The following is a 22,603-nucleotide window of genomic DNA, read 5'->3' on the forward strand; positions in this document are numbered from 1 at the left end:
GGACGCCATGAGGAGTCACCATGCCCCGTTACCTGTCGCTCGTGCGGATCGACGAGAACAACGCGCCCGCCGAGGGCCCGAGCCCCGAGCTGATGCAGCGCATGGGGGAGCTGATCGAGGAGATCACCAAGGCCGGCGTGATGCTGGAGACCGCGGGGCTGACCCCGACCTCGCAGGGCACCCGGGTGCACTACGAGGGCGGCAGGATCTCCGTCACCGACGGCCCCTTCACCGAGTCCAAGGAGGCCATCGGCGGCTACGCGATCATGCAGTGCAAGGACCAGGCCGAGGCCATCGAGTGGGCCAAGCGGTTCCTGAAGGTCCACGACGACTTCTGGACCGTGACCTGTGAGGTGCGGGAGATCGCCGAGGGCTGAGCGTTCCCCGGTGCGCACGTAGGTGCGTACGTCGGTGCGCAGGCCGGTGCGTTTCTTGGTCTGAGCGCGGCGCGGGGTGTTCGATGGTGGGCTGTGGAACAACAGCCCGCCCCGGACCCCCGGACCGCCTCGGCCGCCCGTGCCGCCTCGGACCCCCGGACCGCCATCGAGACCGTCTTCCGGCTGGAGTCGCCCCGCGTCATCGCCGCCGTCGCCCGCGTCGTGCGGGACGTCGGCATCGCCGAGGAGCTGGCGCAGGACGCGCTGGTCGCCGCCCTTGAGCAGTGGCCGAAGGACGGGGTGCCGGACAACCCGGGCGCCTGGCTCACGGCCACCGCCCGGCACCGCGCCGTCGACCTGGTCCGCCGCCGGGAGAACTACGCCCGCAAGCTCCAGCAGATCGGCCGTGACCTGGAGACCACGACCGCCCCGCCCGAGGAGCCCGCCGACCCCGACGCCATCGACGACGACCTGCTCAGGCTCGTCTTCACCGCCTGCCACCCGGTGCTGTCCGCCGAGGCCCGCATCGCCCTCACCCTGCGCCTGCTCGGCGGCCTCAGCACGCCCGAGATCGCCCGCGCCTTCCTGGTCCCCGAAGCGACGGTCGCCCAGCGCATCGTCCGCGCCAAGAAGACGCTGGCCGCGAAGAACGTGGCCTTCGAGGTGCCGTACGGGCCCGACCGCGAGGCCCGGCTCGGCTCGGTGCTGGACGTCATCTACCTGATCTTCAACGAGGGCTACGCGGCCACCGCCGGCGACGACTGGCTGCGCCCGGCGCTCTGCGAGGACGCCCTGCGGCTGGCCCGGCAGTTGGCGGCGCTGATGCCGAAGGAGCCCGAGGTGCACGGCCTGGCGTCGCTGTTGGAGTTCCAGGCCTCCCGCACGGCCGCCCGCACCGCCCCCGACGGCGCCCCGGTCCTTCTCAGGGACCAGAACCGCCGCCGCTGGAACCGCAGACTCATCGCCCGCGGCATCGCCGCCCTCGACCGCGCCGGCGCCACGTCCACCGGCGCCCCCGGCCCCTACGCCCTCCAGGCCGCCGTCGCCGCCTGCCACGCGCACGCCCCCGCCTACGAGGACACCGACTGGTCGGCCATCGTCGCCCTCTACGGCCTGCTGGCCGCCCGCGCCCCCTCCCCGGTCGTCGAACTCAACCGCGCGGTCGCGGTGTCGATGACGGACGGCCCGGTGCCCGCGCTGGCGATCGTCGACGGCCTCGCCGCCGAGCCGGCCCTGCGCGACTACCACCTGCTCCCCAGCGTCCGCGGCGACCTGCTGCTGCGCCTGGGCCGTACGACGGAGGCGAGCGCGGAGTTCGAACGCGCGGCGGAGCTGACGGCCAACGCCCGGGAACGGGAACTGCTGCGGGCGCGGGCGGAGGCGTGCCGGCCGACTGAACCCACCGACTGAACCGACCGACTGAACCGACCGAACCGGCCGACCTGAACCAGACGACCTAAAACCCGCGCAATATCGAACAGTTGTGGCTCGATATTCCGTTCCCTCTGTGTCTGATGCGCACTAAAGTGACCGAGCCGCTGTGAAACGGCTGTGTGGTCGACGGGGGATATGGCGACGGGGGAACGACGCCGACCCGGCCCGCGCGCGCGGCTCATCGACATGCGCATCGACATTTTTGTGATCCCTGGGGGGTCGACAACTTGAGACTTTTCACGCGCCGCCGTACCGCGGCGCTCGCCACCGCTGTGGTGCTCGCCGCCGCGGGCACCCTGGCCACCGCATCCGGCGCCCTCGCCGACGACGCCGGACCCTGGCCCGGCACCGAGGGCCGCATCCTCAACGACGGCGGTGGCGTGATCGACGCCGCCACCGGCACGACCGGCCGAATCCCCAACGTGGGGAGCTACGCCACCTGGGCCCCGGACGGCAGCCGGGTGCTCAGCGTGTCCGGCCAGATCTACAGCGTCCTGCCCAACGGCACCAAGAAGATCGCCCTGCCGTGGGCGCAGGGCATGCGCTCCAGCGCCCCGTACGAGGACCTGACGTTCTGGTTCGGCGGCCGTTACGTCGTCTTCGCCAGCGGCGGCCAGCTCGCCTACGGCCCGTCCGACGCCGCCTGGGCGCCCGGCCCGCTGATGCCGGCGAACCTGGAGCCGGCCACCGTCTGCGACTCCGAGCCGAGCGTGAACCCCGACGGCCTGGTCGCGTTCGAGCGCCGCGCCGGCAGCTGCGACGCCGACGCCGCCGGCGTGTACGTCTTCGACAGCAACACCAAGACGGTCAAGCTCGCCATCGCCGACGCCGAGCAGCCCGCCTGGTCCCCGGACGGCGCCAAGCTGGCGTTCGTCCGCAAGGACGCCGACGGCAACCCGCAGATCTTCACGGCGAACGCCGACGGCACCGACGCCAAGCAGGTCACCAGCGGTCCGCGCCGGTTCGCCAACCCGTCCTGGTCGCCCACCGGCAAGCGGATCGTCTTCGACGCCCACACCTCGCCGAACAGCGACGACGTGCACACCACCGAGTACGTCGACCTGGCCACCGGCGAACTCACCAAGGTCGGGGACACCGCCACCGGCGACAACCCCAGCTGGCAGCCGCTGCGCAAGAACGGCACCGGCCGGGTCTGGGGCGGCAACGCCTACCTCACCGCCACCGCCGCCTCGCGCTGGACGTGGAACACCGTCGGCCACAGCGAGCCCGGCCTGATGGACGCCAAGTCCGCGGTCCTGGTCAACCAGGACAACCCGGCGTACGCCGTCACCGCGCCCGCCCTGGCCGGCCGGAAGGAGGGCCCGGTGCTGATGACGCAGAAGACCGGGCTGTCCTCGACGACGAAGAACGAGCTGAAGCGGACCCTGAAGCCGGGCAAGCCCGTCTACCTGGTCGGCAGCACGGCCGTCCTCGACAACACGGTCGCCGCCCAGGTGAAGGCGCTCGGCTACACGCCGGTGCGGCTGACGGGCACGGACCCCTACTCGACCTCGGTCATGGTGGCCAAGACCGTCACCTCCGCCCCGAAGTACGTCTTCCTGGCCGGTGGCGCCGAGTACCGTGCGGCCCTCTCGGCGGCGGCCGCGGCCGGCTCCGACGGCGCGGCCAGCGCGGGCGGGGTCGTCCTCACCAACGGCAACAAGCTGCCCGCGTCGACGCAGGCGTACCTCAACAGCCTGAACCCCGACAAGACCATGATCATCCCGGTTGGTGCGGCGGCGCGGTACGCGCTGACCCACTCGAGCTTCTCGCGGTGGCCGTCGACGTACTCGTACTACCCGATCTCGGGCACCACGGACCCGTCCATCTCGGTGGCCATCGCCATGTTCTGGTGGACCGCGCCGAGCCAGGCCGGCCTCGCCTACTCGGGCTCCTGGCGCGACGGCGTGTCGGCCGCCTCGGCGATGAACGTCTTCGGGCCGGTTCTGTGGACCACCAGCGCCGCGGCCCCCTCGGCCGAGCTGACCAACTACTTCCAGCGTGAGTCCGCCAGCGTCAACTCCGCGGTGGCCTTCGGCGTGAACAGCTCGATCTCCCCGGCCGCGCTGAACACCGTGGGCGCCACGATCAGCGCGGGCAGCTCCTACTTCGTGTACCACCCGTACTTCAACGGGGACATCCCGGCGGGCGCACAGGCGGGCGCGCCGACGAGCTCCTTCGCCGCACCCGTCAACGGCGACGACAACGGCGACGGCCAGGCCGCCGCCACGGTGAAGCGTCCCGCCCCGGCCGGCTCCCACGAGTCGAACCTGGCGCCGCTCAAGACGCTCCAGCGCCAGTAACCGCAGGCAGCGACACCGGGCAACAGCAGGAAACAGCAGAAACAGCAGGAAACAGCAGGTCAGGCGGGGGCGCCGAGGAGCATCGTCGGCGCCCCCGCCACCCGCGTCAGGAACACGGTCACGGAGTTGGGCCCCTGCGGCCTGGGCAGCGCCTTCTTCCGCAGCTCCTCCGGCTCGACCGCCGACCCCCGCTTCTTCACGGTGAGGATCCCGACCTCCCGCTCCCGCAGCAGCGCCTTCAACTTCTTTACGTTGAACGGCAGTTGGTCGGTGATCTCGTAGGCGGCGGCGTACGGCGTGGCGCGCAGGGCATCCGCGGTGACGTAGGCGATGGTCTCGTCGATCAGCCCGCCGTCGAGGTCCCGGGCCACGTCAGCGACCAGATGCGCCCGGATGACGGCGCCGTCGGGCTCGTACAGATACCGCCCGACCGGTCGGACCGCCGGGTCGGGCAGACCGCCGCCGAGCAGCGTCCGCGGCCCCGGCAGCAGGGTCGCCCGAACGGCCCCCGCCTCGCCGGTCCCGAACCACAGCACGGCCTCCTTCACGTCCCCGCCGTCCGAGATCCACTCGGCCTCGGCCTCGGCGGGGATCGCCTCGTGCGGCACACCGGGCGCGATCTTCAGGGCGGCGCGGGGCGCGGCGAGGGCGGCCCCGACGGCCCACGACAGGGGAGGCGAGTACGCCTCCGGATCGAAGACGCGGCCGCGGCCACCGCGCCGCGCCGGGTCGACGAACACGGCGTCGTAGCCGCTCGTGTCGACGTCCGTGACGTCGGCCTCCCGCACCTCGACGAGGTCGGCGAGCCCCAGCGCGTCGGCGTTCGCGCGCGCCGCCTGCACCGTCAGCGGGTCCCGGTCCACGGCCAGGACCCGGATCCCGGCCCGGGCCAGCGCGATCGCGTCGCCGCCGATCCCGCAGCACAGGTCGGCGACGGAGGTCACGCCGAGCGCCTTCATCCGCCCGGCCCGGTACCCGGCGACGCTCGCCCGCGTCGACTGCTCCACCCCGTTCGGTGTGAAGAACATCCGCTCGGCGTCCGCGGCCCCGAACTTCGCCGCCGCCCGCTGCCGCAGCCGGGCCTGGCCCAGGGCCGCGGACACCAGGCCGGCGGGGTGTTCGCGGCGCAGCCGGGTGGCGACGGCGAGTTCGTCGGCGGGGGCGGTGCCGCGCACGGCGTCGAGGAGGGCGCGGCCCTCGGGGGTGAGGAGGGGGGCGAGGTCGTTCACCGGGTCATTGTGGGCCAGTCGGTGGATGGTGCGCCTCCGGCGGCGGTGTCGGGCGGGGTTCCGGGGCGGTGACTGCGAGGATCCGGCGCCATGGGATCTGTCGTACAAAATGATGACAATAGTGGCCGCTGCGGGGCTCGTTACCGCCCCGCCGGGGCCGGGAGAACGGGGCGCACCGGGCCCGTGAGGCGCACTGGACACAAGAGACGCACTGGGCACAAGAGGCGCACGGCGCTCCGCCTCACGGGCCTCCGGAGCGCGGCCGCCGTCCTCACCCTGGCCGCCGTCGCGACGGGCTGTGCGGGAGGCGGTGCCGCGACCGGCGGGGGAGGCAAGGGGACCCGTCCCGCGCCGGGTCAGCAGCCGGACCGCGCGCAGCACCCCGCGGCGCCCCCGGCCCGCGCCCTGCACGAGTACGCCTCCCGGCTCCGCGCCGCCCAGCAGGCCCGGGTCGCCGCGGCCAAGCGCTGGGGCCTGAAGAAGGTCCCGCTGACGCCGCCGGCGCCGCCCGCGCACACACCGGAGATCACGACCCGCGAGGGCTTCGAGGTGGACGACCACGAGGAGCTCGGCCTCCCCCCGGTCTTCACCACGATCCCGACCAAGGACCGGGTCGTCTTCCTCACCATCGACGACGGCTCCGAGAAGGACCCGGCGTTCCTGCGCATGATGAGCGACCTGAAGATCCCGTACACCGCGTTCCTCAGCGACTATCTGATCAAGGACGACTACGGCTACTTCAAGAAGATGCAGGACCGTGGCGTCGTCCTGAACAACCACACCCTCCACCACCCCTACCTGCCGGGGCTGTCGTACCGGCAGCAGAAGCGCGAGATCTGCGGCATGCAGGACGTGATGGAGCGGCACTACGGCAAACGCCCCACCCTGTTCCGCCCGCCCTACGGCAACTACAACCAGGACACCCTGCGCGCCGCCAAGTCGTGCGGCATCAGATACGCCCCCATCTGGGACGAGGAGGTCTTCGTCGACCACTGGGAGTACCGCGAGTGGGACCAGGACATCCACGCCGGCGACATCGTCCTGAGCCATTTCCGCGGTCGCGGCGACTGGAAGGGCACGATGCCCGACATGGTCCGCCGGTTCCTCGACAAGGTCACGGAGAAGGGGTACGCGGTGGCACGGCTGGAGGACTACCTGTGAGCCTGCGGTCCCTGGCTGCCGCCGTCCTGGCGCTCGGCCTGCTCACCGGCTGCGCCCAGTCCGTCGACCCGATCGAACGGCTGGGCAAGAAGGCCGCCGCCCGGGTCCGCCCACCCGGCCCGGCCGCCCAGGACCCGTACCGCCGCTGGGGTCTGACGTCCCCTCTGGCCGCCGCCCCGTCCCACCCGGCCGTCCGCCCCCTCGCCGGCAGCCCCGGCGCAGGCCTCCCCCCGGTCGTCGACCACGTCCCGACCGCCGACAAGGTCGTCTTCCTCACCTACGACGACGGCGCCGAACGCGACCCCCGCTTCGTCGACATGGTCCGCGAACTGCGCCTCCCCGTCAGCATGTTCCTGACGGACAGCGTGGTCGGCCCCGGCTACGGCCACTTCGCCCGCCTGAGGTCCGTCGGCGCGAACATCCAGAACCACACCCTGGACCACCCGGCCCTGCGCGGCCTGCCCTACGCCGGCCAGCACGCCGAGATCTGCGGCCAGCAGGACAAACTCCATGCCCGCTTCGGCCTGCGCCCCCGCCTCTTCCGCCCGCCCTACGGCGCCTACGACACCGCCACCCGCCGCGCCGCCGCCGACTGCGGCATCACGGCGATCGTCCTCTGGCGCGCCTCCATGGGCCCCACCGACCTCGTCTACACCCGCGGCTCCCCCCGCCTCCGCCCCGGCGACGTCATCGCCGTCGACCCGGACGAGTCCCTGGGCCCGACCCTGCGCGACCGCACGACGCGCCTGCTGCGCCGGGTGCAGGAACAGGGGCTCACGGTGGGCCGCTTGGAGGACTATTTGTAGGGCCACACCTTGGCGCCGGCCAGGATCCCTCAGCCCGTCTGGGGGTCCCCCCTCTGGGGGGTTGAGGACGAGGCCCTTTCAGGGCCGAAGCGGGGGCCCGGGGGCGGCAGCCCCCGGTGACGTCCACACGAACTCCGGGCAGCCGACGACACGAACGCCCACTGAAAACCGGCCGACGCGCCGCAGGCATTGGCACTCCGCTTGACCGAGTGCTAATCGCAGTCATAGTCTCGGCTCTGGCACTCACCACTGGAGAGTGCCAACACAGCGACGGGCAGGTCCGGCACCCGCGACGACGGATCCACCTGGTCGCCACCTCAGACAGTTAACCCCGTGAGATCTCCGAAGGGGGAGGTCGGATCGTGACGACCACCAGCTCCAAGGTTGCCATCAAGCCGCTTGAGGACCGCATCGTGGTCCAGCCGCTCGACGCCGAGCAGACCACCGCCTCTGGCCTGGTCATCCCGGACACCGCGAAGGAGAAGCCCCAGGAGGGCGCCGTCCTCGCCGTGGGCCCGGGCCGCTTCGAGAACGGCGAGCGCCTGCCGCTCGACGTCAAGGTTGGCGACGTCGTCCTGTACAGCAAGTACGGCGGCACCGAGGTGAAGTACAACGGCGAGGAGTACCTCGTCCTCTCGGCTCGCGACGTGCTCGCGATCATCGAGAAGTAGTTCACCCAGTTTTGCAGTGATCTGCGCCCCTGGCCCCCGCGACTTTGTGAAGCCGGGTGCTGGGGGCGCAGTTCGTTCCCACGTTTTCCGAGAGGGCTGAACCGCTCCCATGGCGAAGATCCTGAAGTTCGACGAGGACGCCCGTCGCGCCCTCGAGCGCGGCGTCAACAAGCTTGCCGACACGGTCAAGGTGACGATCGGCCCCAAGGGCCGCAACGTCGTCATCGACAAGAAGTTCGGCGCCCCCACCATCACCAACGACGGTGTCACGATCGCCCGTGAGGTCGAGCTCGACGACCCGTACGAGAACCTCGGCGCGCAGCTGGTGAAGGAGGTGGCGACCAAGACCAACGACATCGCGGGCGACGGCACCACCACCGCCACCGTCCTGGCCCAGGCGCTCGTCCGCGAGGGCCTGAAGAACGTCGCCGCCGGCGCCTCCCCGGCCTCCCTGAAGAAGGGCATCGACGCCGCCGTCAAGGCGATCTCCGAGGATCTGCTGGCCACCGCCCGCCCGATCGACGAGAAGTCCGACATCGCCGCCGTCGCCGCGCTGTCCGCCCAGGACACGCAGGTCGGCGAGCTCATCGCCGAGGCGATGGACAAGGTCGGCAAGGACGGCGTCATCACCGTCGAGGAGTCCAACACCTTCGGTCTGGAGCTGGACTTCACCGAGGGCATGGCCTTCGACAAGGGCTACCTGTCGCCGTACTTCGTGACGGACCAGGAGCGCATGGAGGCCGTCCTCGAGGACCCCTACATCCTCATCAACCAGGGCAAGATCTCCTCCATCGCCGACCTGCTGCCGCTCCTGGAGAAGGTCATCCAGACCAACTCCTCCAAGCCGCTGCTGATCATCGCCGAGGACCTGGAGGGCGAGGCGCTCTCCACCCTCGTCGTCAACAAGATCCGCGGCACGTTCAACGCGGTCGCCGTGAAGGCCCCCGGCTTCGGTGACCGTCGCAAGGCGATGCTCCAGGACATGGCCGTCCTCACCGGCGCCACCGTCATCTCCGAGGAGGTCGGCCTCAAGCTCGACCAGGTCGGCATCGACGTGCTCGGCTCCGCCCGCCGCGTCACCGTCACCAAGGACGACACCACCCTCGTCGACGGCGCCGGCAACTCCGAGGACGTCGTGGGCCGCATCGCCCAGATCAAGGCCGAGATCGAGAACACGGACTCCGACTGGGACCGCGAGAAGCTCCAGGAGCGCCTCGCGAAGCTGGCCGGCGGCGTGTGCGTGATCAAGGTCGGTGCCGCCACCGAGGTGGAGCTGAAGGAGAAGAAGCACCGCCTGGAGGACGCCATCTCCGCGACCCGCGCCGCGGTCGAGGAGGGCATCGTCTCCGGTGGCGGTTCCGCGCTCGTCCACGCCGCCAAGGTGCTGGAGGGCGGCCTGGGCAAGACCGGCGACGAGGCGACCGGTGTCGCCGTCGTCCGCCGCGCCGTCGTCGAGCCGCTGCGCTGGATCGCCGAGAACGCCGGCCTGGAGGGCTACGTCATCACCTCCAAGGTCGCCGAGCTTGACAAGGGCCAGGGCTTCAACGCCGCCACCGGCGAGTACGGCGACCTGGTCAAGGCCGGCGTCATCGACCCGGTCAAGGTCACCCGCTCCGCCCTGGAGAACGCCGCCTCCATCGCCTCCCTCCTCCTGACGACCGAGACCCTGGTCGTCGAGAAGAAGGAAGAGGAAGAGCCGGCCGCCGCGGGCCACGGCCACGGCCACGCCCACTGAGGCACGCAGCACCGAGCAGCACGAAGAAGCCCCCGTTCCGGTCACGGAACGGGGGCTTCCCCCTTCGCGGGCGGTCTCTTCGCGGGCAGTCCTGTGGCCCTGCGGCTCTCAGGTCTCAAGCGCGTCCAGCGCCCCCAGCTGCCCCATCAGCCCGAGCCGGTCGTACTGCCACCAGCCCTCGACGATCTTCCCGTCCTCCCGGCACCGGAAGACGGTCGTCCCGGTCATCGTGACCTGCCTCCCGGTGGCCGGGAGCCCCATGAAGTCGCCCTTGTGGGTCCCGCGCCAGGTCCACCGGTTGCACACCCGGTCACCCTGGCCGATCTGGTCCTCCACGGAGAAGGCGAAGTCGAAGCCGCCCCGCCACATCTCGACCTCCCGCCGCATCGCGTCCATGCCCATGGTGTCCTGCTCGTTGGCGGGATCGTGGTCGTGATAGTCCTCGGCGATCAGCCCGTCGAGCGGCGGCAGTTCACCGTGCATGCCCACGGTCTCGAAGAACCGCCGCGCGGTCTGCGCGTACAACTGCTCGTCCCGCACGACGTCGAGATCCGTGAACGTCGGCATCTCGTCGCACAGGGCCACCAGCTCCCGGAACACCTTGTCGGTCTCCGGCAGGTTCGAGTTCCGCATCGCCTCCTCGTACGACGGGAACTCCACGATCTCGATGAAGTGCGACGCGTCCGAGCGGTCCTTGCCGACCACCGCGTGCGTCGCCGTCCGCTTCCCCTTGGTCTGTTCGACCCATGTGTCCATCAGCCGGTCCATCTCGTCGAACCGGCTGGTCCTGCAGTCGATGAGCTGTACGAACGTCATAGCGCAGCCTCCGGCCCCCCTGGGTCCGGTCCCCGTCACGCCCATCTTCCCACCGGAGCGCCGACGCCACCTGCCCACCAGGGCGGTCGTTGCCGAGACCGGTCACTGAGGCCCGTACTTCCGTCCCGTCTTCGAGCTGATCCCGCCCAGCAGCGACCGCGGCGCCACCTTCACCAGCCCCATCAGCGCCTTGTAACGCGGGTCGGGGATCGACAGCGACTTCCCGCGCGCCAGATCGTCCAACGCCGCGGCGACCAGTTTGTCCGCGTCCAGCCACATCCAGCCCGGGATGTTGTCCGTGCCCATCCCGGCCCGCTCGTGGAACTCCGTGCGCACGAACCCCGGGCACAGCGCCATCAGCCGCACCCCGCTGCCCGCCAGGTCCTTCGCCGCGCCCTGCGTGAACTGCACGACCCACGCCTTGGACGCCCCGTACGTCCCGCGCGGCAGGAACGCCGCCACCGAGGCCACGTTGACGACACCCCCGCGCCCGCGCTCCCGCATCGTCGCCGCCGCCGCGGACGTCAGCCGCAGCACCGCCTCGCAGTGCACCTTGAGCATCTTCAGCTCGTCGGCCATGGACACGTCGAGATAGCGGCCCTTGTTGCCGAAGCCCGCGTTGTTGATCAGCAGGTCGATGGGGTTCTTGCGGTCGCCGAGGCGGGCGGCCACCGTCTCGATGCCCTCGTCCGTCGCCAGGTCGGCCGTCAGCACCTCCGCCTCGATGCCGTGCCGGTCGTGCAACTCGGTCGCCTGCTCGCGCAGCCGCTTGGTGTCCCGTGCCACGAGGACGAGATCATGCCCGTCCGCCGCGAGTCTGCGCGCGAACGCGGCGCCGATGCCCGCGGTCGAACCCGTAATGAGAGCCGTTGTCATGGCAGAAGCGTAGTGACCCGGAGTGCCCCCGTCCGTTCTCTGCACGCGGCCTCCAGAACGTGAAGACCCGGTGAGCGCCCGGCCCGTGACCTGGGCTCAGCCCCCCAGCTCCGCCGCGTGCTTGCGGGCCGCGGCCAGCAACTCCGGATGCAGCGCCTCGCCCGCCGCGAGCAGTCGGGGCAGCAGCTCCCGGTGCGTGGTGACGGCCCGGAACTGCAGGGCCACCGTCACGTCGTGGTCCGGCCGGTGCACGATCTCGACCGGGTCCCCGGCGCGGATCTCACCCGGCGCGATCACCCGCAGGTACGCCCCCGGCGCGCCCCGCTCCGTGAACCGCTTCACCCACCGCTGCTCGCCCAGGTGACCCTGAAAGGTCATACAGGGGATGCGCCCGCAGGTGATCTCCAGGACGACACCGGACCCGATGCGCCAGCGCTCGCCGATCAGCGCGCCGGACACGTCGAGGCCCGCCGTCGTGAGGTTCTCGCCGAACGAGCCGTCGGCCAGAGGGCGCCCCAGCGCGCGTTCCCACTCGTCGAGGTCCTCGCGCGCCATCGCGTACACGGCCTGGTCGTCGCCGCCGTGGTGTTGTCGCTTGCACACCGCGTCCCCGGCCAGCCCGCTCCCGCCGATGCCCTTGGGTCCGGGCGCGGCCACCCGCACCGGCCCGTCCACCGGCCGCTTGTCCATCCCGGTCACGCCTTCCGGGTTGTCCGTGTACGGCACAGCCTTCGCGCGGCCCAGGTTGACTGACAGAAGCCTCATGTCGCCACGCTAAGCGACCGGATGTCAAAGCGTCGACCGATTATTCGCCGACCTACCCAAGGTTCACTTATGCTCGACCTCATGATCGAGGCCCGTCATCTCCGTGTCCTGCGCGCCGTGGCCGCCACCGGCTCGTTCTCGGCGGCCGGCCGAGAGCTGGGCTGCACCCAGCCGGCCGTCAGTCAGCAGATGAAGGCCCTGGAGGCGTCCGTCGGCACGCCCCTGCTGGTCCGCAGCGGCCGCGAGATGCGTCTGACCCAGGCGGGCGAGGCCCTCGTCCGGCATGCGGCCGGCATCCTCTCCGGGCTGACCGCCGCCGAGGAGGAGGTCGCCGCCATCGCGGGCCTGCGGGCCGGCCGGGTCCGCCTGGTCTCCTTCCCCAGCGGCAGCTCCGCCCTCGTCCCGACCGCCCTCGCCGCCCTGCGCGCCGCCCACCCCGGCACCCGCGTCTCCCTGGAGGAGGCCGAGCCGCCACGGTCGGTCGAACTGCTGCGAGAGGGCGACTGCGACATCGCCCTCGCCTTCCGCTACGAACGCGCCCCGGCCGGCGGCTCCGGTGAGGCAGGGAAAGCGGGGGGTGCGGGGGAGGCCGGCGAAGGCGAGTGGGACGACCTGGTCGTACGGCCGCTGCTGACGGACCGGCTGGTCGCCCTCGTCCCCGAAGGCCACCGCCTCGCCCGCACCGGCTCCTCGGGGTCCGTCGCCATCGGCGACCTCGCGACCGAGCCGTGGATCGCGGGCTGCCCGCGCTGCCGCGGCCAGCTCGTCCAGGTGTGCGAGAACGCGGGCTTCACGCCCCGTATCGACTTCGCGACCGACGACTACCCGGCAGTGGTCGGCCTGGTGGGCGCCGGCCTGGGCGTCGCCGTCCTGCCCCAGCTCGCGATCGACTCCGTACGACCCCGGGGCGCCCGTGCGGTGACACTGGAACCGGCGGTGCGGCGGGAGATCGTCGCGCTCACCCTGCCCGACCTGGCCCAGGTGCCGGCGGTGACGGCCACGCTGGAGCAGCTGGGACGGGCCGCGGCGCGCCACTAGGGCGACGGACGGCGCGCCGGCAGCACGGCGCCCCAGTACGAAGCGGAGGGCACGCGCGCGTGCCCTCCGCTTTGAAGAAACGTTCCTTCATGTGTTCGACGAGGCGTCTCTCGCACCCGAGGACGCCGATACCAGGCGGTTGCGCGCCCGCCCCATGAGCTCCTCGCGCTCGTCCTCGGTCAACCCGCCCCACACGCCGTACGGCTCGCGTACCGCCAGCGCGTGCGCTGCGCACTGCGCACGGACCGGGCACCTCATGCAGACCTCCTTGGCCGAGTTCTCTCGAGCGCTCCGAGCCGCCCCGCGCTCACCCTCCGGATGGAAGAAGAGCGAACTGTCCACCCCGCGGCAGGCAGCCAGCAGCTGCCAGTCCCACAGGTCAGCGTTCGGTCCGGGAAGGCGGGAGAAATCTGCCATTACGTGACCCCTTGTAGCCGTTCTGAGCGGATACGGTGCCCACGACCGTACAACTACGATCTAAGGAGATGAAAATATGACTCATTGCGAATCTAGCCTCAGACACCAGTAAAAGGGAAGAAATAGGGCCGAATGGGGCATGGGTTGTGATGAAAGCTTGAGGGTCCGTGTGGCTGCCTCCTCTGTGTCCACGCCCTCACGTAGAGTGCCGAAGAATGCACGCAGCCCCGTAACTCTTTCGAGTGACCGTCGTTGAGAGTGCGGTGGCGGTTGAAAACACAAACGCTCGGGCAGGCGTCCGAGACGGTCGACCGCACAGGTGACGATTCGTACCAGCCTGGAGGCACAAGGTGACGCGCATCAGCTGCGGAGGGCGGCCATGACTTCCGTCCTCGTCTGCGACGACTCCCCGCTTGCCCGAGAGGCGCTCCGCCGCGCGGTCGCGACCGTGCCCGGCGTCGAGCGCGTGACGACGGCGGCCAACGGCGAGGAAGTCCTCCGCCGCTGGGGAGCCGACCGCTCGGACCTGATTCTGATGGACGTACGCATGCCCGGACTGGGCGGCGTCGAGACCGTACGGCGGCTGCTGTCCGCCGACCCCGGGGCACGCATCATCATGCTGACCGTCGCCGAGGACCTCGACGGCGTCGCCCTCGCGGTCGCCGCCGGCGCCCGCGGCTACCTGCACAAGGACGCCTCGCGCGCGGAGCTGCGGGCGACCGTCACCCAGGCCCTCGCCGACCCGACGTGGCGGCTCGCCCCGCGCCGGCTGCGCTCGGCCGAGATGGGCGCGGCGCCCACGCTCACCGCGCGTGAGATCCAGGTACTCGAAGGCATGAGCCACGGCCGCTCCAACGCGGAGATCGGACGCGAGCTGTTCCTCTCCGAGGACACCGTCAAGACGCACGCCCGGCGGCTGTTCAAGAAACTCGGCGCGTCGGACCGCGCGCACGCCGTGGCGCTCGGCTTCCGCTGGGGACTGGTCCGCTAGGGCGCGTTTCGAAAGTAGCGTCGTCTGCCCGAAGGGCAGGCCCGGCGGCGCCATGGGGGTCCCCCCGCGCGAGCGCAGTCGAGCGTGCGTGCGTGCCAGGCGTCGCCGGGCAGACGGGACTTTCGAAACACGCCCTACGGACTGCCCGGCTGCCCGGCCCCGTGGCCCGGACCGGTCCGCGGTGGGACAGGTCCTGGGCCGTCCGGCCGACCGGACCGGTTCGGAACGATTCGGATCGGGCCGGTTCAGGGTGACATCGGTCATTCAGTGAGGGGAGCGGGCTCATGGGCGAACCTACCTGCTCAGAAGCGGTCCGGAGGCGGGGCGAGACCCCCTCCGACCGCACGGCGGGCGAGAGCGGCGCCCCGTCCCGCCGGGTGCCCGCTGCTCGTTTCGCCGCGGATGCCGCATCCTTGAGGTGTGGAGTTCCTCGGGGACGAGTCGGTCGAGCGGAAGGGGAGGGCGCACGGGATGAGTTCCAGCGCACCTGCTCATAACGCTTCGGTGCACAACGACGGGCACGGTGCCGCGGCCGGTCCGGCCGCAGTGCACCATGGACCGATGCGCGATGACGAGGCGGTCACTGCCGTGGGGACGATCGGATCGCTCGTCCATCGCGCCGTGGACGGCGACGAGCAGGCCACCCACGACCTGCTGGCCCACGTCCACCCGCTGGCCCTGCGTTACTGCCGCACCCGGCTGTCCCGGCTGCCCGGCGACGCACGGCACTTCGTGGAGGACCTCGCCCAGGAGGTCTGCGTGGCCGTCCTCCTCGCCCTGCCCCGCTACCGGGACACCGGCAGGCCCTTCGAGGCCTTCGTCTTCGCCATCGCCGCGCACAAGGTCGCCGACCTCCAGCGCGCCGCGATGCGCCACCCGGGCTCGACGGCGGTCCCGTCCGACGAGATGCCCGAACGCCCGGACGACTCGCTCGGCCCCGAGGAGCGCGCCCTCCTCAGCAGCGATGCCGAATGGGCCAAGAAACTGCTGGCCAACCTGCCCGAGAACCAGCGGGAACTGCTCCTGCTGCGCATCGCGGTGGGCCTCACCGCGGAGGAGACCGGCCAGATGTTGGGAATGTCACCCGGCGCGGTCCGCGTGGCCCAGCACCGGGCGCTGAGCAGGCTTCGGGCACTCGCCGAGCAGTAACGATCCCGGTGACAGATCCCGGAAACAGCGCCTTCGGTGAACAGGCGGCCCACTGTTTCCGTACGAACATACGAAGCCCGGAGTCACACTCGACCGTGGAATTCGGGAGGTGCGCTTCCCGTTAGCATGGACATCCGCACCGATCAAGGCCATTTGGGGAAGGTGTCATGACTGCCAACGTCGACGGAGTGCCCGGAAAATTCGCGACCCTCGGGCTCACCTACGACGACGTGCTGCTGCTGCCGGGCGCATCCGAGGTGCTCCCCAACGCGGTCGACACCTCGTCCCGCATCTCCCGGAACGTCCGTGTCAACATCCCGCTGCTCTCGGCGGCGATGGACAAGGTCACCGAGTCCCGCATGGCGATCGCGATGGCCCGCCAGGGCGGCGTCGGCGTGCTGCACCGCAACCTCTCCATCGAGGACCAGGTCAACCAGGTCGACCTCGTGAAGCGCTCCGAGTCCGGCATGGTCACCGACCCGATCACCGTGCACCCGGACGCCACGCTCGCCGAGGCCGACGCCCTGTGTGCGAAGTTCCGCATCAGCGGCGTCCCGGTCACCGACGGCGACAAGAAGCTCCTCGGCATCGTCACCAACCGCGACATGGCCTTCGAGACCGACCGCACCCGCCGGGTGCGCGAGGTCATGACGCCGATGCCGCTGGTCACCGGCCATGTCGGCATCTCCGGCACGGACGCCATGGAACTGCTGCGCCGCCACAAGATCGAGAAGCTTCCGCTGGTCGACGAGGCGGGCGTCCTCAAGGGCCTCATCACCGTCAAGGACTTCGTCAAGGCCGAGCAGTACCCCCGGGCCGCGAAGGACGCCGAGGGCCGCCTCCTCGTCGGCGCCGCCGTAGGCGCCAGCCCCGAGGCGCTGGAGCGCGCCCAGGCCCTCGCCGAGGCCGGCGTGGACTTCCTGGTCGTCGACACCTCGCACGGTCACAACAGCAACGCCCTCAGCTGGATGTCCAAGATCAAGTCGAGCGTCCGCGTCGACGTGATCGGCGGCAACGTCGCCACCCGCGACGGCGCCCAGGCCCTGATCGACGCCGGCGTCGACGGCATCAAGGTCGGCGTCGGCCCCGGCTCGATCTGCACCACCCGCGTGGTCGCCGGCATCGGCGTCCCGCAGGTCACCGCCATCTACGAGGCCTCCCTCGCGGCCCGCCCGGCCGGGATCCCGCTGATCGGCGACGGCGGCCTGCAGTACTCCGGCGACATCGGCAAGGCGCTCGCCGCCGGCGCCGACACGGTGATGCTGGGCTCGCTGCTCGCGGGCTGCGAGGAGTCCCCGGGCGAGCTGCAGTTCATCAACGGCAAGCAGTTCAAGTCGTACCGCGGCATGGGCTCGCTGGGCGCCATGCAGTCCCGCGGGCAGGCCAAGTCGTACTCCAAGGACCGCTACTTCCAGGCCGAGGTCGCCGCCGACGACAAGCTCGTGCCCGAGGGCATCGAGGGCCAGGTGCCCTACCGCGGCCCGCTCGGCAACGTGCTGCACCAGCTCGTCGGCGGTCTGCGCCAGACCATGGGCTACGTGGGCGCCGCCACCATCGAGGAGATGGAGTCCAAGGGCCGCTTCGTCCGGATCACCTCCGCGGGTCTCAAGGAGAGCCACCCGCACGACATCCAGATGACGGTCGAGGCGCCGAACTACAGCAGCAAGTAGTCGCACGCGCGCGTGCGGCACGGCGCGAGGGCGGTCCCGGAGCACCGGGGCCGCCCTTGTCGTACCCGTCGGCGATACTGGAAGACGCTGAACGCATCAGGGAAAGGCCACACACGTGACTGAGATCGAGATCGGGCGCGGCAAGCGCGGCCGCCGGGCGTACGCCTTCGACGACATCGCCGTCGTCCCCAGCCGCCGTACGCGGGACCCGAAGGAGGTCTCGATCGCCTGGCAGATCGACGCCTACCGTTTCGAGCTGCCCTTCCTGGCCGCCCCCATGGACTCGGTCGTCTCCCCGGCCACCGCGATCCGCATCGGCGAGCTGGGCGGCCTCGGCGTGCTCAACCTTGAGGGCCTGTGGACGCGGCACGAGGACCCGCAGCCGCTGCTCGACGAGATCGTGGGCCTGCCCGTCGAGGCGGCCACCCGCCGCCTCCAGGAGATCTACGCCGCTCCCATCAAGGAAGAGCTGATCGGCCGGCGCATCAAGGAGGTGCGCGACTCCGGCGTGGTCACCGCCGCCGCGCTCTCCCCGCAGCGCACGGCCCAGTTCTCCAAGGCCGTCGTCGACGCGGGCGTGGACATCTTCGTCATCCGCGGTACGACGGTGTCGGCCGAGCACGTCTCCGGCTCGCACGAGCCGCTGAACCTGAAGCAGTTCATCTACGAGCTCGACGTCCCGGTGATCGTCGGCGGCTGCGCCACCTACACGGCGGCCCTGCACCTGATGCGGACGGGCGCGGCGGGCGTCCTGGTCGGCTTCGGCGGCGGCGCGGCGCACACCACGCGCAACGTGCTGGGCATCCAGGTCCCGATGGCGACCGCGGTGGCCGACGTCGCCGCCGCCCGCCGCGACTACATGGACGAGTCCGGCGGCCGGTACGTGCACGTGATCGCGGACGGCGGCGTCGGCTGGTCCGGCGACCTGCCCAAGGCGATCGCCTGCGGCGCCGACTCCGTGATGATGGGCTCCCCGCTCGCGCGCGCGACCGACGCGCCCGGCCGTGGCCACCACTGGGGCATGGAGGCCGTCAACGAGGAGCTGCCGCGCGGCAAGAAGGTCGACCTCGGCACGGTCGGCACCATCGAGGAGGTCCTCACGGGCCCCTCGCACACGCCCGACGGCTCCATGAACTTCTTCGGCGCCCTGCGCCGCGCCATGGCCACCACCGGCTACAGCGAGCTCAAGGAGTTCCAGCGGGTCGAGGTCACGGTGGCGGACTCGGTGCACCGGCGGTAGCCCGCAGTCCCTGGGACGTGACAGGGGCCGGTCCGCTCACTCGGGTGAGCGGACCGGCCCCTTTCGCATGCCCGTCGGCATCCCAGGGGGCGGTCCGGGGCGTGTGGCGTGGGGCGGGGGCGCGCGGTTGCGTTCGGGCCGGATGCGGGCTGGTCAGGGGGGTTGCGGGCGGTAGCGTCCTTGTCGGCGCCCCAGTTGTGTGGGGTGCCCCCTTCCAAGGACATCGATCCGGACCCCGGCCCTCGGGGCCCGGCCCGAGTTCCTGAACGTGCCGTCCACCGGGACATGGGCGGTGTCGTGGAAGGGGGCGCCCATGGGCCGCCACCGCAAGCCCACCCGCTGGGATCGCATCCGTCTTCGGATGGTGCAGTACCGGAGGAGGTGGATCTTGCGTCTTTTCGGATGGTGAGCGGCCGCCCCCAAACACATTAGGGGCGGACACTCTGTGATTCATCCAGGAGCCTGCCGCAGTTACCGGCTGCGGTGGGCTCCACCTGTTTCGGACGGTGAGCGGCCGCCCCCAGACACACTAGGGGCGGACACTCTGGGATCCATCCAGGAGCCTGCCGCAGTTACCCGCTGCGGTGGGCTCCACCTGTTTCGTACGTTACCGGTGAGCCCTGCCGCACGCCACCAGCCCCCGGAGCCCGGGTCGGCCGTGTGCGCCCCGCTTCACAACCGGTGCGCCGCCCCCGTGGGCGTGGCACCCCGCGTGTCCAGCAGCAGCTGGGCCTTCACCGACAGGCCCTGGAGGTCGTACGTGCGGTGCTGCTGGAGGAGGATCGTCAGGTCGGCTTCGGCGGCGGCCTCGTAGAGCGAGTCGGCGCGGGGGACCGGGCGGTCCAGGACGCTCCAGGACGGGACGTGCGGGTCGTGGTAGCTGACGGCCGCGCCCAGCTCCATCAGGCGGATCGCGATCTCGCGCGCGGGTGTGCCCTGCTGGTCGGCGAGGTCGGGCTTGTAGGTGACGCCGAGCAGCAGCACGCGCGCGCCCCGCGCCGACTTGCCGTGCTCGTTGAGGAGGGCCGCGGCGCGCTGGACGACGTAGCGGGGCATGCGGCTGTTGACCTGCTGGGCGAGTTCCACCATGCGCAGGGGGCTGCCGGGGTGGCCGGTGCGGTCCAGGGGGACGGAGTGGCCGCCGACGCCGGGGCCGGGGCGGAAGGACTCGAAGCCGAACGGCTTGGTCTCCGCGCAGCGGACGACGTCCCACAGGTCGACGCCCAAGTCGTGGCAGAGGACGGCCATTTCGTTGACGAGCGCGATGTTGACGTGTCGGAAGTTGGTCTCCAGGAGCTGCACGGTCTCGGCTTCCCGCAGGCCACGCGCGCGTACCACCTTGTCGGTGAGGCGGCTGTAGAAGGTCGCCGCGGACTCGGTGCAGGCGGGGGTGAGTCCGCCGATGACCTTCGGCGTGTTGGCCGGGGTGAAGGCGCGGCTGCCCGGGTCGACCCGGCTGGGGGAGTAGGCGAGGTGGAAATCGCGGCCCGCGCGCAGGCCTGACATCTCCTCCAGCAGCGGTCGCAGGAATTCCTCCGTCGCACCGGGGTACACGGGCGACTCAAGGATCACGGTGGTGTGCGGGCGCAGGTGTCCGGCGAGGGTGCGGGCGGCCGCCTCCACCTGGCTCAGGTCGAGTGCGCCGTCCGCGTCGCGCGAGGTCGGGGCACAGATGACGGCGGTGCGCACCCGGCCCAGTTCGGCGGGGTTGGTGGCGGGCCGGAAGCCCCCCGAGAGCATCCGGCGCAGTTCGGCGGGGCTGAGGGAGCCGGCCTCGGGGCCGGTGCGGTAGCCGACGGTGGCGATGCCGGCGGCCACTGCGGCCTGGGCCAGGGGCAGGCCGAGCGGGCCGAGTCCGATGACGGCGAGATCTGCGGGCATGGCGTATGCCGTCCTTCCCAATAACCGAGGTGGGACAGGTGCGCAAGCCCTGTGGACAGGATGGACGAGCGCAATGTCAGACTAGGAGTAAATATGACCGTTATGCGGGATTGATCGGCTGTGTTGATCTGCCGTGTTGGCCGGCCGTGCGTGATCGGCCGTGCGTGACCGGCCCGTTTCCCGGGAGGTCCGCTCCGGTTCTGTGAGAGTTGTCCACAGGCTGGGGGTGAGTGGTGGCTGAAGTCGGGCAACACGGTCAGAATTTGGGCACGGGGGTTACGGACCGGGCTTCGCCCTGACGGGTGCGGCCGACGCGACCGACAGCGGGAGGCAGCGGTGAGGACAGCGACACTGGGGCCGGTGCAGCGAGCCGAGTCACTGGCGGCCATGGCCGAGCGCGAGTTGGACGTGCTGGTGGTGGGAGCGGGTGTGGTCGGCGCGGGCACCGCCCTGGACGCCGTGACGCGCGGCCTGTCCACGGGGCTGGTGGAGGCGCGCGACTGGGCGTCGGGCACGTCGAGCAGGTCCAGCAAGCTGATCCACGGCGGCCTGCGTTACCTGGAGATGCTCGACTTCGCCCTCGTGCGGGAAGCGCTCAAGGAACGCGGGCTGCTGCTGGAGCGGCTCGCTCCGCATCTCGTGAAGCCGGTGCCCTTCCTGTATCCGCTTCAGCACAAGGGCTGGGAGCGGCTGTACGCCGGTTCGGGCGTCGCGCTCTACGACGCCATGTCCATGGCCCGCGGGCACGGCCGGGGCCTGCCGACGCACCGCCACCTGACCCGCCGTCACGCCTTGCGCGTCGCGCCCGCCTTGAAGAAGGACGCGCTGGTCGGCGCGTTGCAGTACTACGACGCGCAGATGGACGACGCCCGCTTCGTCGCCACCCTCGTGCGCACGGCGGCGGCCTATGGGGCGAAGGCGGCCAACCGCGCGCGGGTGACGGGCTTTCTGCGCGAGGGCGAACGGGTCGTGGGCGCGCGCGTCCAGGACGTCGAGGCGGGCGGGGAGTACGAGGTCCGCGCCCGGCAGATCGTCAACGCCACGGGCGTGTGGACCGACGACACCCAGGCCATGGTGGGGGAGCGGGGGCAATTCCACGTCCGCGCCTCCAAAGGCATCCACCTCGTCGTGCCGCGGGACCGGATCAGCTCCTCCACCGGGCTGATCCTGCGCACCGAGAAGTCCGTGCTGTTCGTCATCCCCTGGGGCCGGCACTGGATCATCGGCACCACCGACACCGACTGGGACCTCGACAAGGCCCACCCGGCCGCGTCCAGCGCCGACATCGACTACCTCCTCGAGCATGTGAACTCGGTGCTCGCGGTACCGCTGACCAGGGACGACGTCGAGGGCGTGTACGCGGGTCTACGGCCCCTGCTGGCCGGCGAGTCCGACGCCACCAGCAAGCTGTCGCGGGAGCACACCGTCGCGCATCCGGTGCCGGGGCTGGTGGTCGTGGCGGGCGGCAAGTACACGACGTACCGGGTGATGGCGAAGGACGCGACCGACGAGGCGGTGCGCGGGCTCGACCAGCGGGTCGCCGACTGCGTCACGGAGGACGTGCCGCTGCTGGGCGCGGAGGGCTACCGGGCGCTGTGGAACGCGCGGGCGCGGACCGCCGCGCGGACGGGCCTGCACGTGGTGCGGGTGGAGCACCTGCTGAACCGCTTCGGTTCGCTGGCGGAGGAGGTGCTGGAGCTCATCGCGGCCGACCCCTCGCTCGGCGAGCCGCTGCACGCCGCCGACGACTACCTGCGCGCCGAGATCGTCTACGCCGCCTCCCACGAGGGGGCACGCCACCTGGACGACGTGCTGACGCGCCGTACGCGCATCTCCATCGAGACCTTCGACCGCGGCGCGCGCAGCGCCCGGGAGGCCGCCGAACTGATGGCGCCGGTCCTCGGCTGGGACAAGGACCACATCGAACGCGAGGTCCAGCACTACGAGAAGCGGGTGGAGGCCGAGCGGGAGTCGCAACGCCAGCCCGACGACCTGACGGCGGACGCGGCCCGCCTGGGCGCACCGGACATCGTGCCCCTCTGAT

The 22,603-nt window shown here is 71.3% G+C and carries 19 protein-coding genes; 13 read left to right on the plus strand and 6 right to left on the minus strand.

The window, feature by feature from the left end; all coding sequences use genetic code 11:
* Window positions 1-20: 20 nt before the first annotated feature.
* The 3 genes from ACIBAF_RS18815 (at window position 21) to ACIBAF_RS18825 (ending at window position 4,114) form a co-directional block, all read left to right on the plus strand.
* A complete protein-coding gene (locus ACIBAF_RS18815; RefSeq protein WP_399464326.1) occupies window positions 21-377 on the plus strand; it encodes a YciI family protein in 357 nt (118 codons plus the stop codon).
* Between the two features lie 93 nt (window positions 378-470).
* Window positions 471-1,787, plus strand: coding sequence for an RNA polymerase sigma factor (locus ACIBAF_RS18820; protein WP_399464327.1), 1,317 nt, complete (start codon window positions 471-473; stop codon window positions 1,785-1,787).
* A gap of 251 nt (window positions 1,788-2,038) precedes the next feature.
* On the plus strand, window positions 2,039-4,114 hold the full coding sequence (locus ACIBAF_RS18825) for a cell wall-binding repeat-containing protein (RefSeq protein WP_399464328.1): 2,076 nt from the start codon (window positions 2,039-2,041) through the stop codon (window positions 4,112-4,114).
* Window positions 4,115-4,173: 59 nt separating this feature from the next.
* Here the strand turns inward: ACIBAF_RS18825 and ACIBAF_RS18830 are convergent, their stop codons facing one another.
* Window positions 4,174-5,343, minus strand: a complete 1,170-nt coding sequence (locus ACIBAF_RS18830; RefSeq protein ID WP_399464329.1) for a methyltransferase domain-containing protein — start codon at window positions 5,341-5,343, stop codon at window positions 4,174-4,176.
* Between the two features lie 276 nt (window positions 5,344-5,619).
* Between ACIBAF_RS18830 and ACIBAF_RS18835 the strand changes: the two genes are divergently transcribed.
* The 4 genes from ACIBAF_RS18835 (at window position 5,620) to groL (ending at window position 9,716) form a co-directional block, all read left to right on the plus strand.
* Window positions 5,620-6,504, plus strand: a complete 885-nt coding sequence (locus ACIBAF_RS18835) for a polysaccharide deacetylase family protein (RefSeq protein ID WP_399464397.1) — start codon at window positions 5,620-5,622, stop codon at window positions 6,502-6,504.
* On the plus strand, window positions 6,501-7,310 hold the full coding sequence (locus ACIBAF_RS18840; RefSeq protein WP_399464330.1) for a polysaccharide deacetylase family protein: 810 nt from the start codon (window positions 6,501-6,503) through the stop codon (window positions 7,308-7,310). Before ACIBAF_RS18835 ends, ACIBAF_RS18840 begins: the two co-directional genes overlap by 4 nt.
* 362 nt (window positions 7,311-7,672) lie before the next feature.
* Window positions 7,673-7,981 (plus strand): co-chaperone GroES, encoded by a 309-nt coding sequence (gene groES, locus ACIBAF_RS18845; protein WP_020132158.1) that lies wholly within the window; start codon window positions 7,673-7,675, stop codon window positions 7,979-7,981.
* A gap of 109 nt (window positions 7,982-8,090) precedes the next feature.
* Window positions 8,091-9,716, plus strand: a complete 1,626-nt coding sequence (groL, locus tag ACIBAF_RS18850; protein ID WP_399464331.1) for a chaperonin GroEL — start codon at window positions 8,091-8,093, stop codon at window positions 9,714-9,716.
* Between the two features lie 108 nt (window positions 9,717-9,824).
* On the opposite strand, the gene ACIBAF_RS18855 is transcribed toward groL, so the two are convergent.
* The 3 genes from ACIBAF_RS18855 to ACIBAF_RS18865 form a co-directional block, all read right to left on the minus strand.
* The gene (locus ACIBAF_RS18855; protein ID WP_399464332.1) at window positions 9,825-10,532 is read right to left on the minus strand and encodes an ester cyclase; all 708 of its coding nucleotides are present in this window, start codon (window positions 10,530-10,532) and stop codon (window positions 9,825-9,827) included.
* A gap of 102 nt (window positions 10,533-10,634) precedes the next feature.
* Entirely contained in the window at window positions 10,635-11,408 is a 774-nt protein-coding gene (locus ACIBAF_RS18860) for an SDR family NAD(P)-dependent oxidoreductase (RefSeq protein ID WP_399464333.1), read from the minus strand.
* Window positions 11,409-11,504: 96 nt separating this feature from the next.
* Window positions 11,505-12,173 (minus strand): MOSC domain-containing protein, encoded by a 669-nt coding sequence (locus ACIBAF_RS18865; protein ID WP_399464334.1) that lies wholly within the window; start codon window positions 12,171-12,173, stop codon window positions 11,505-11,507.
* 81 nt (window positions 12,174-12,254) lie between these two features.
* Here ACIBAF_RS18865 and ACIBAF_RS18870 point away from each other — a divergent pair, with 81 nt between their 5' ends.
* On the plus strand, window positions 12,255-13,211 hold the full coding sequence (locus ACIBAF_RS18870; RefSeq protein ID WP_399464398.1) for a LysR family transcriptional regulator: 957 nt from the start codon (window positions 12,255-12,257) through the stop codon (window positions 13,209-13,211).
* Between the two features lie 87 nt (window positions 13,212-13,298).
* Here ACIBAF_RS18870 and ACIBAF_RS18875 read toward each other — a convergent pair whose 3' ends face one another.
* The gene (locus tag ACIBAF_RS18875; protein ID WP_020132152.1) at window positions 13,299-13,628 is read right to left on the minus strand and encodes a WhiB family transcriptional regulator; all 330 of its coding nucleotides are present in this window, start codon (window positions 13,626-13,628) and stop codon (window positions 13,299-13,301) included.
* 379 nt (window positions 13,629-14,007) lie between these two features.
* Here ACIBAF_RS18875 and ACIBAF_RS18880 point away from each other — a divergent pair, with 379 nt between their 5' ends.
* The 4 genes from ACIBAF_RS18880 (at window position 14,008) to ACIBAF_RS18895 (ending at window position 18,678) form a co-directional block, all read left to right on the plus strand.
* On the plus strand, window positions 14,008-14,619 hold the full coding sequence (locus ACIBAF_RS18880; RefSeq protein WP_003948568.1) for a response regulator transcription factor: 612 nt from the start codon (window positions 14,008-14,010) through the stop codon (window positions 14,617-14,619).
* A gap of 561 nt (window positions 14,620-15,180) precedes the next feature.
* Window positions 15,181-15,768, plus strand: a complete 588-nt coding sequence (locus ACIBAF_RS18885) for a sigma-70 family RNA polymerase sigma factor (protein WP_079660367.1) — start codon at window positions 15,181-15,183, stop codon at window positions 15,766-15,768.
* Window positions 15,769-15,935: 167 nt separating this feature from the next.
* The gene (guaB, locus tag ACIBAF_RS18890) at window positions 15,936-17,438 is read left to right on the plus strand and encodes an IMP dehydrogenase (RefSeq protein WP_399464335.1); all 1,503 of its coding nucleotides are present in this window, start codon (window positions 15,936-15,938) and stop codon (window positions 17,436-17,438) included.
* A 115-nt stretch (window positions 17,439-17,553) separates the two neighbouring features.
* Entirely contained in the window at window positions 17,554-18,678 is a 1,125-nt protein-coding gene (locus tag ACIBAF_RS18895) for a GuaB3 family IMP dehydrogenase-related protein (RefSeq protein WP_399464336.1), read from the plus strand.
* Between the two features lie 672 nt (window positions 18,679-19,350).
* Here ACIBAF_RS18895 and ACIBAF_RS18900 read toward each other — a convergent pair.
* The gene (locus tag ACIBAF_RS18900) at window positions 19,351-20,559 is read right to left on the minus strand and encodes a nucleotide sugar dehydrogenase (protein WP_399464337.1); all 1,209 of its coding nucleotides are present in this window, start codon (window positions 20,557-20,559) and stop codon (window positions 19,351-19,353) included.
* A 336-nt stretch (window positions 20,560-20,895) separates the two neighbouring features.
* On the opposite strand from ACIBAF_RS18900, the gene ACIBAF_RS18905 reads away from it, so the two are divergent.
* On the plus strand, window positions 20,896-22,602 hold the full coding sequence (locus tag ACIBAF_RS18905) for a glycerol-3-phosphate dehydrogenase/oxidase (RefSeq protein ID WP_399464338.1): 1,707 nt from the start codon (window positions 20,896-20,898) through the stop codon (window positions 22,600-22,602).
* The last annotated feature ends 1 nt before the right edge of the window (window position 22,603 follow it).

The sequence above is a fragment of the Streptomyces sp. NPDC051677 genome (assembly GCF_044453465.1).
Lineage (GTDB): Bacteria > Actinomycetota > Actinomycetes > Streptomycetales > Streptomycetaceae > Streptomyces.

Bases quoted from the DNA above. Each gene is read 5' to 3' on its own strand.
- ACIBAF_RS18815 (WP_399464326.1), top strand. From the start codon at position 21: ATGCCCCGTTACCTGTCGCTCGTGCGGATCGACGAGAACAACGCGCCC.
- ACIBAF_RS18880 (WP_003948568.1), top strand. From the start codon at position 14,008: ATGACTTCCGTCCTCGTCTGCGACGACTCCCCGCTTGCCCGAGAGGCG.
- ACIBAF_RS18860 (WP_399464333.1), bottom strand. From the start codon at position 11,408: ATGACAACGGCTCTCATTACGGGTTCGACCGCGGGCATCGGCGCCGCG.
- groL (WP_399464331.1), top strand. From the start codon at position 8,091: ATGGCGAAGATCCTGAAGTTCGACGAGGACGCCCGTCGCGCCCTCGAG.
- ACIBAF_RS18855 (WP_399464332.1), bottom strand. From the start codon at position 10,532: ATGACGTTCGTACAGCTCATCGACTGCAGGACCAGCCGGTTCGACGAG.
- ACIBAF_RS18885 (WP_079660367.1), top strand. From the start codon at position 15,181: ATGCGCGATGACGAGGCGGTCACTGCCGTGGGGACGATCGGATCGCTC.
- ACIBAF_RS18870 (WP_399464398.1), top strand. From the start codon at position 12,255: ATGATCGAGGCCCGTCATCTCCGTGTCCTGCGCGCCGTGGCCGCCACC.
- guaB (WP_399464335.1), top strand. From the start codon at position 15,936: ATGACTGCCAACGTCGACGGAGTGCCCGGAAAATTCGCGACCCTCGGG.
- ACIBAF_RS18865 (WP_399464334.1), bottom strand. From the start codon at position 12,173: ATGAGGCTTCTGTCAGTCAACCTGGGCCGCGCGAAGGCTGTGCCGTAC.
- ACIBAF_RS18900 (WP_399464337.1), bottom strand. From the start codon at position 20,559: ATGCCCGCAGATCTCGCCGTCATCGGACTCGGCCCGCTCGGCCTGCCC.
- ACIBAF_RS18875 (WP_020132152.1), bottom strand. From the start codon at position 13,628: ATGGCAGATTTCTCCCGCCTTCCCGGACCGAACGCTGACCTGTGGGAC.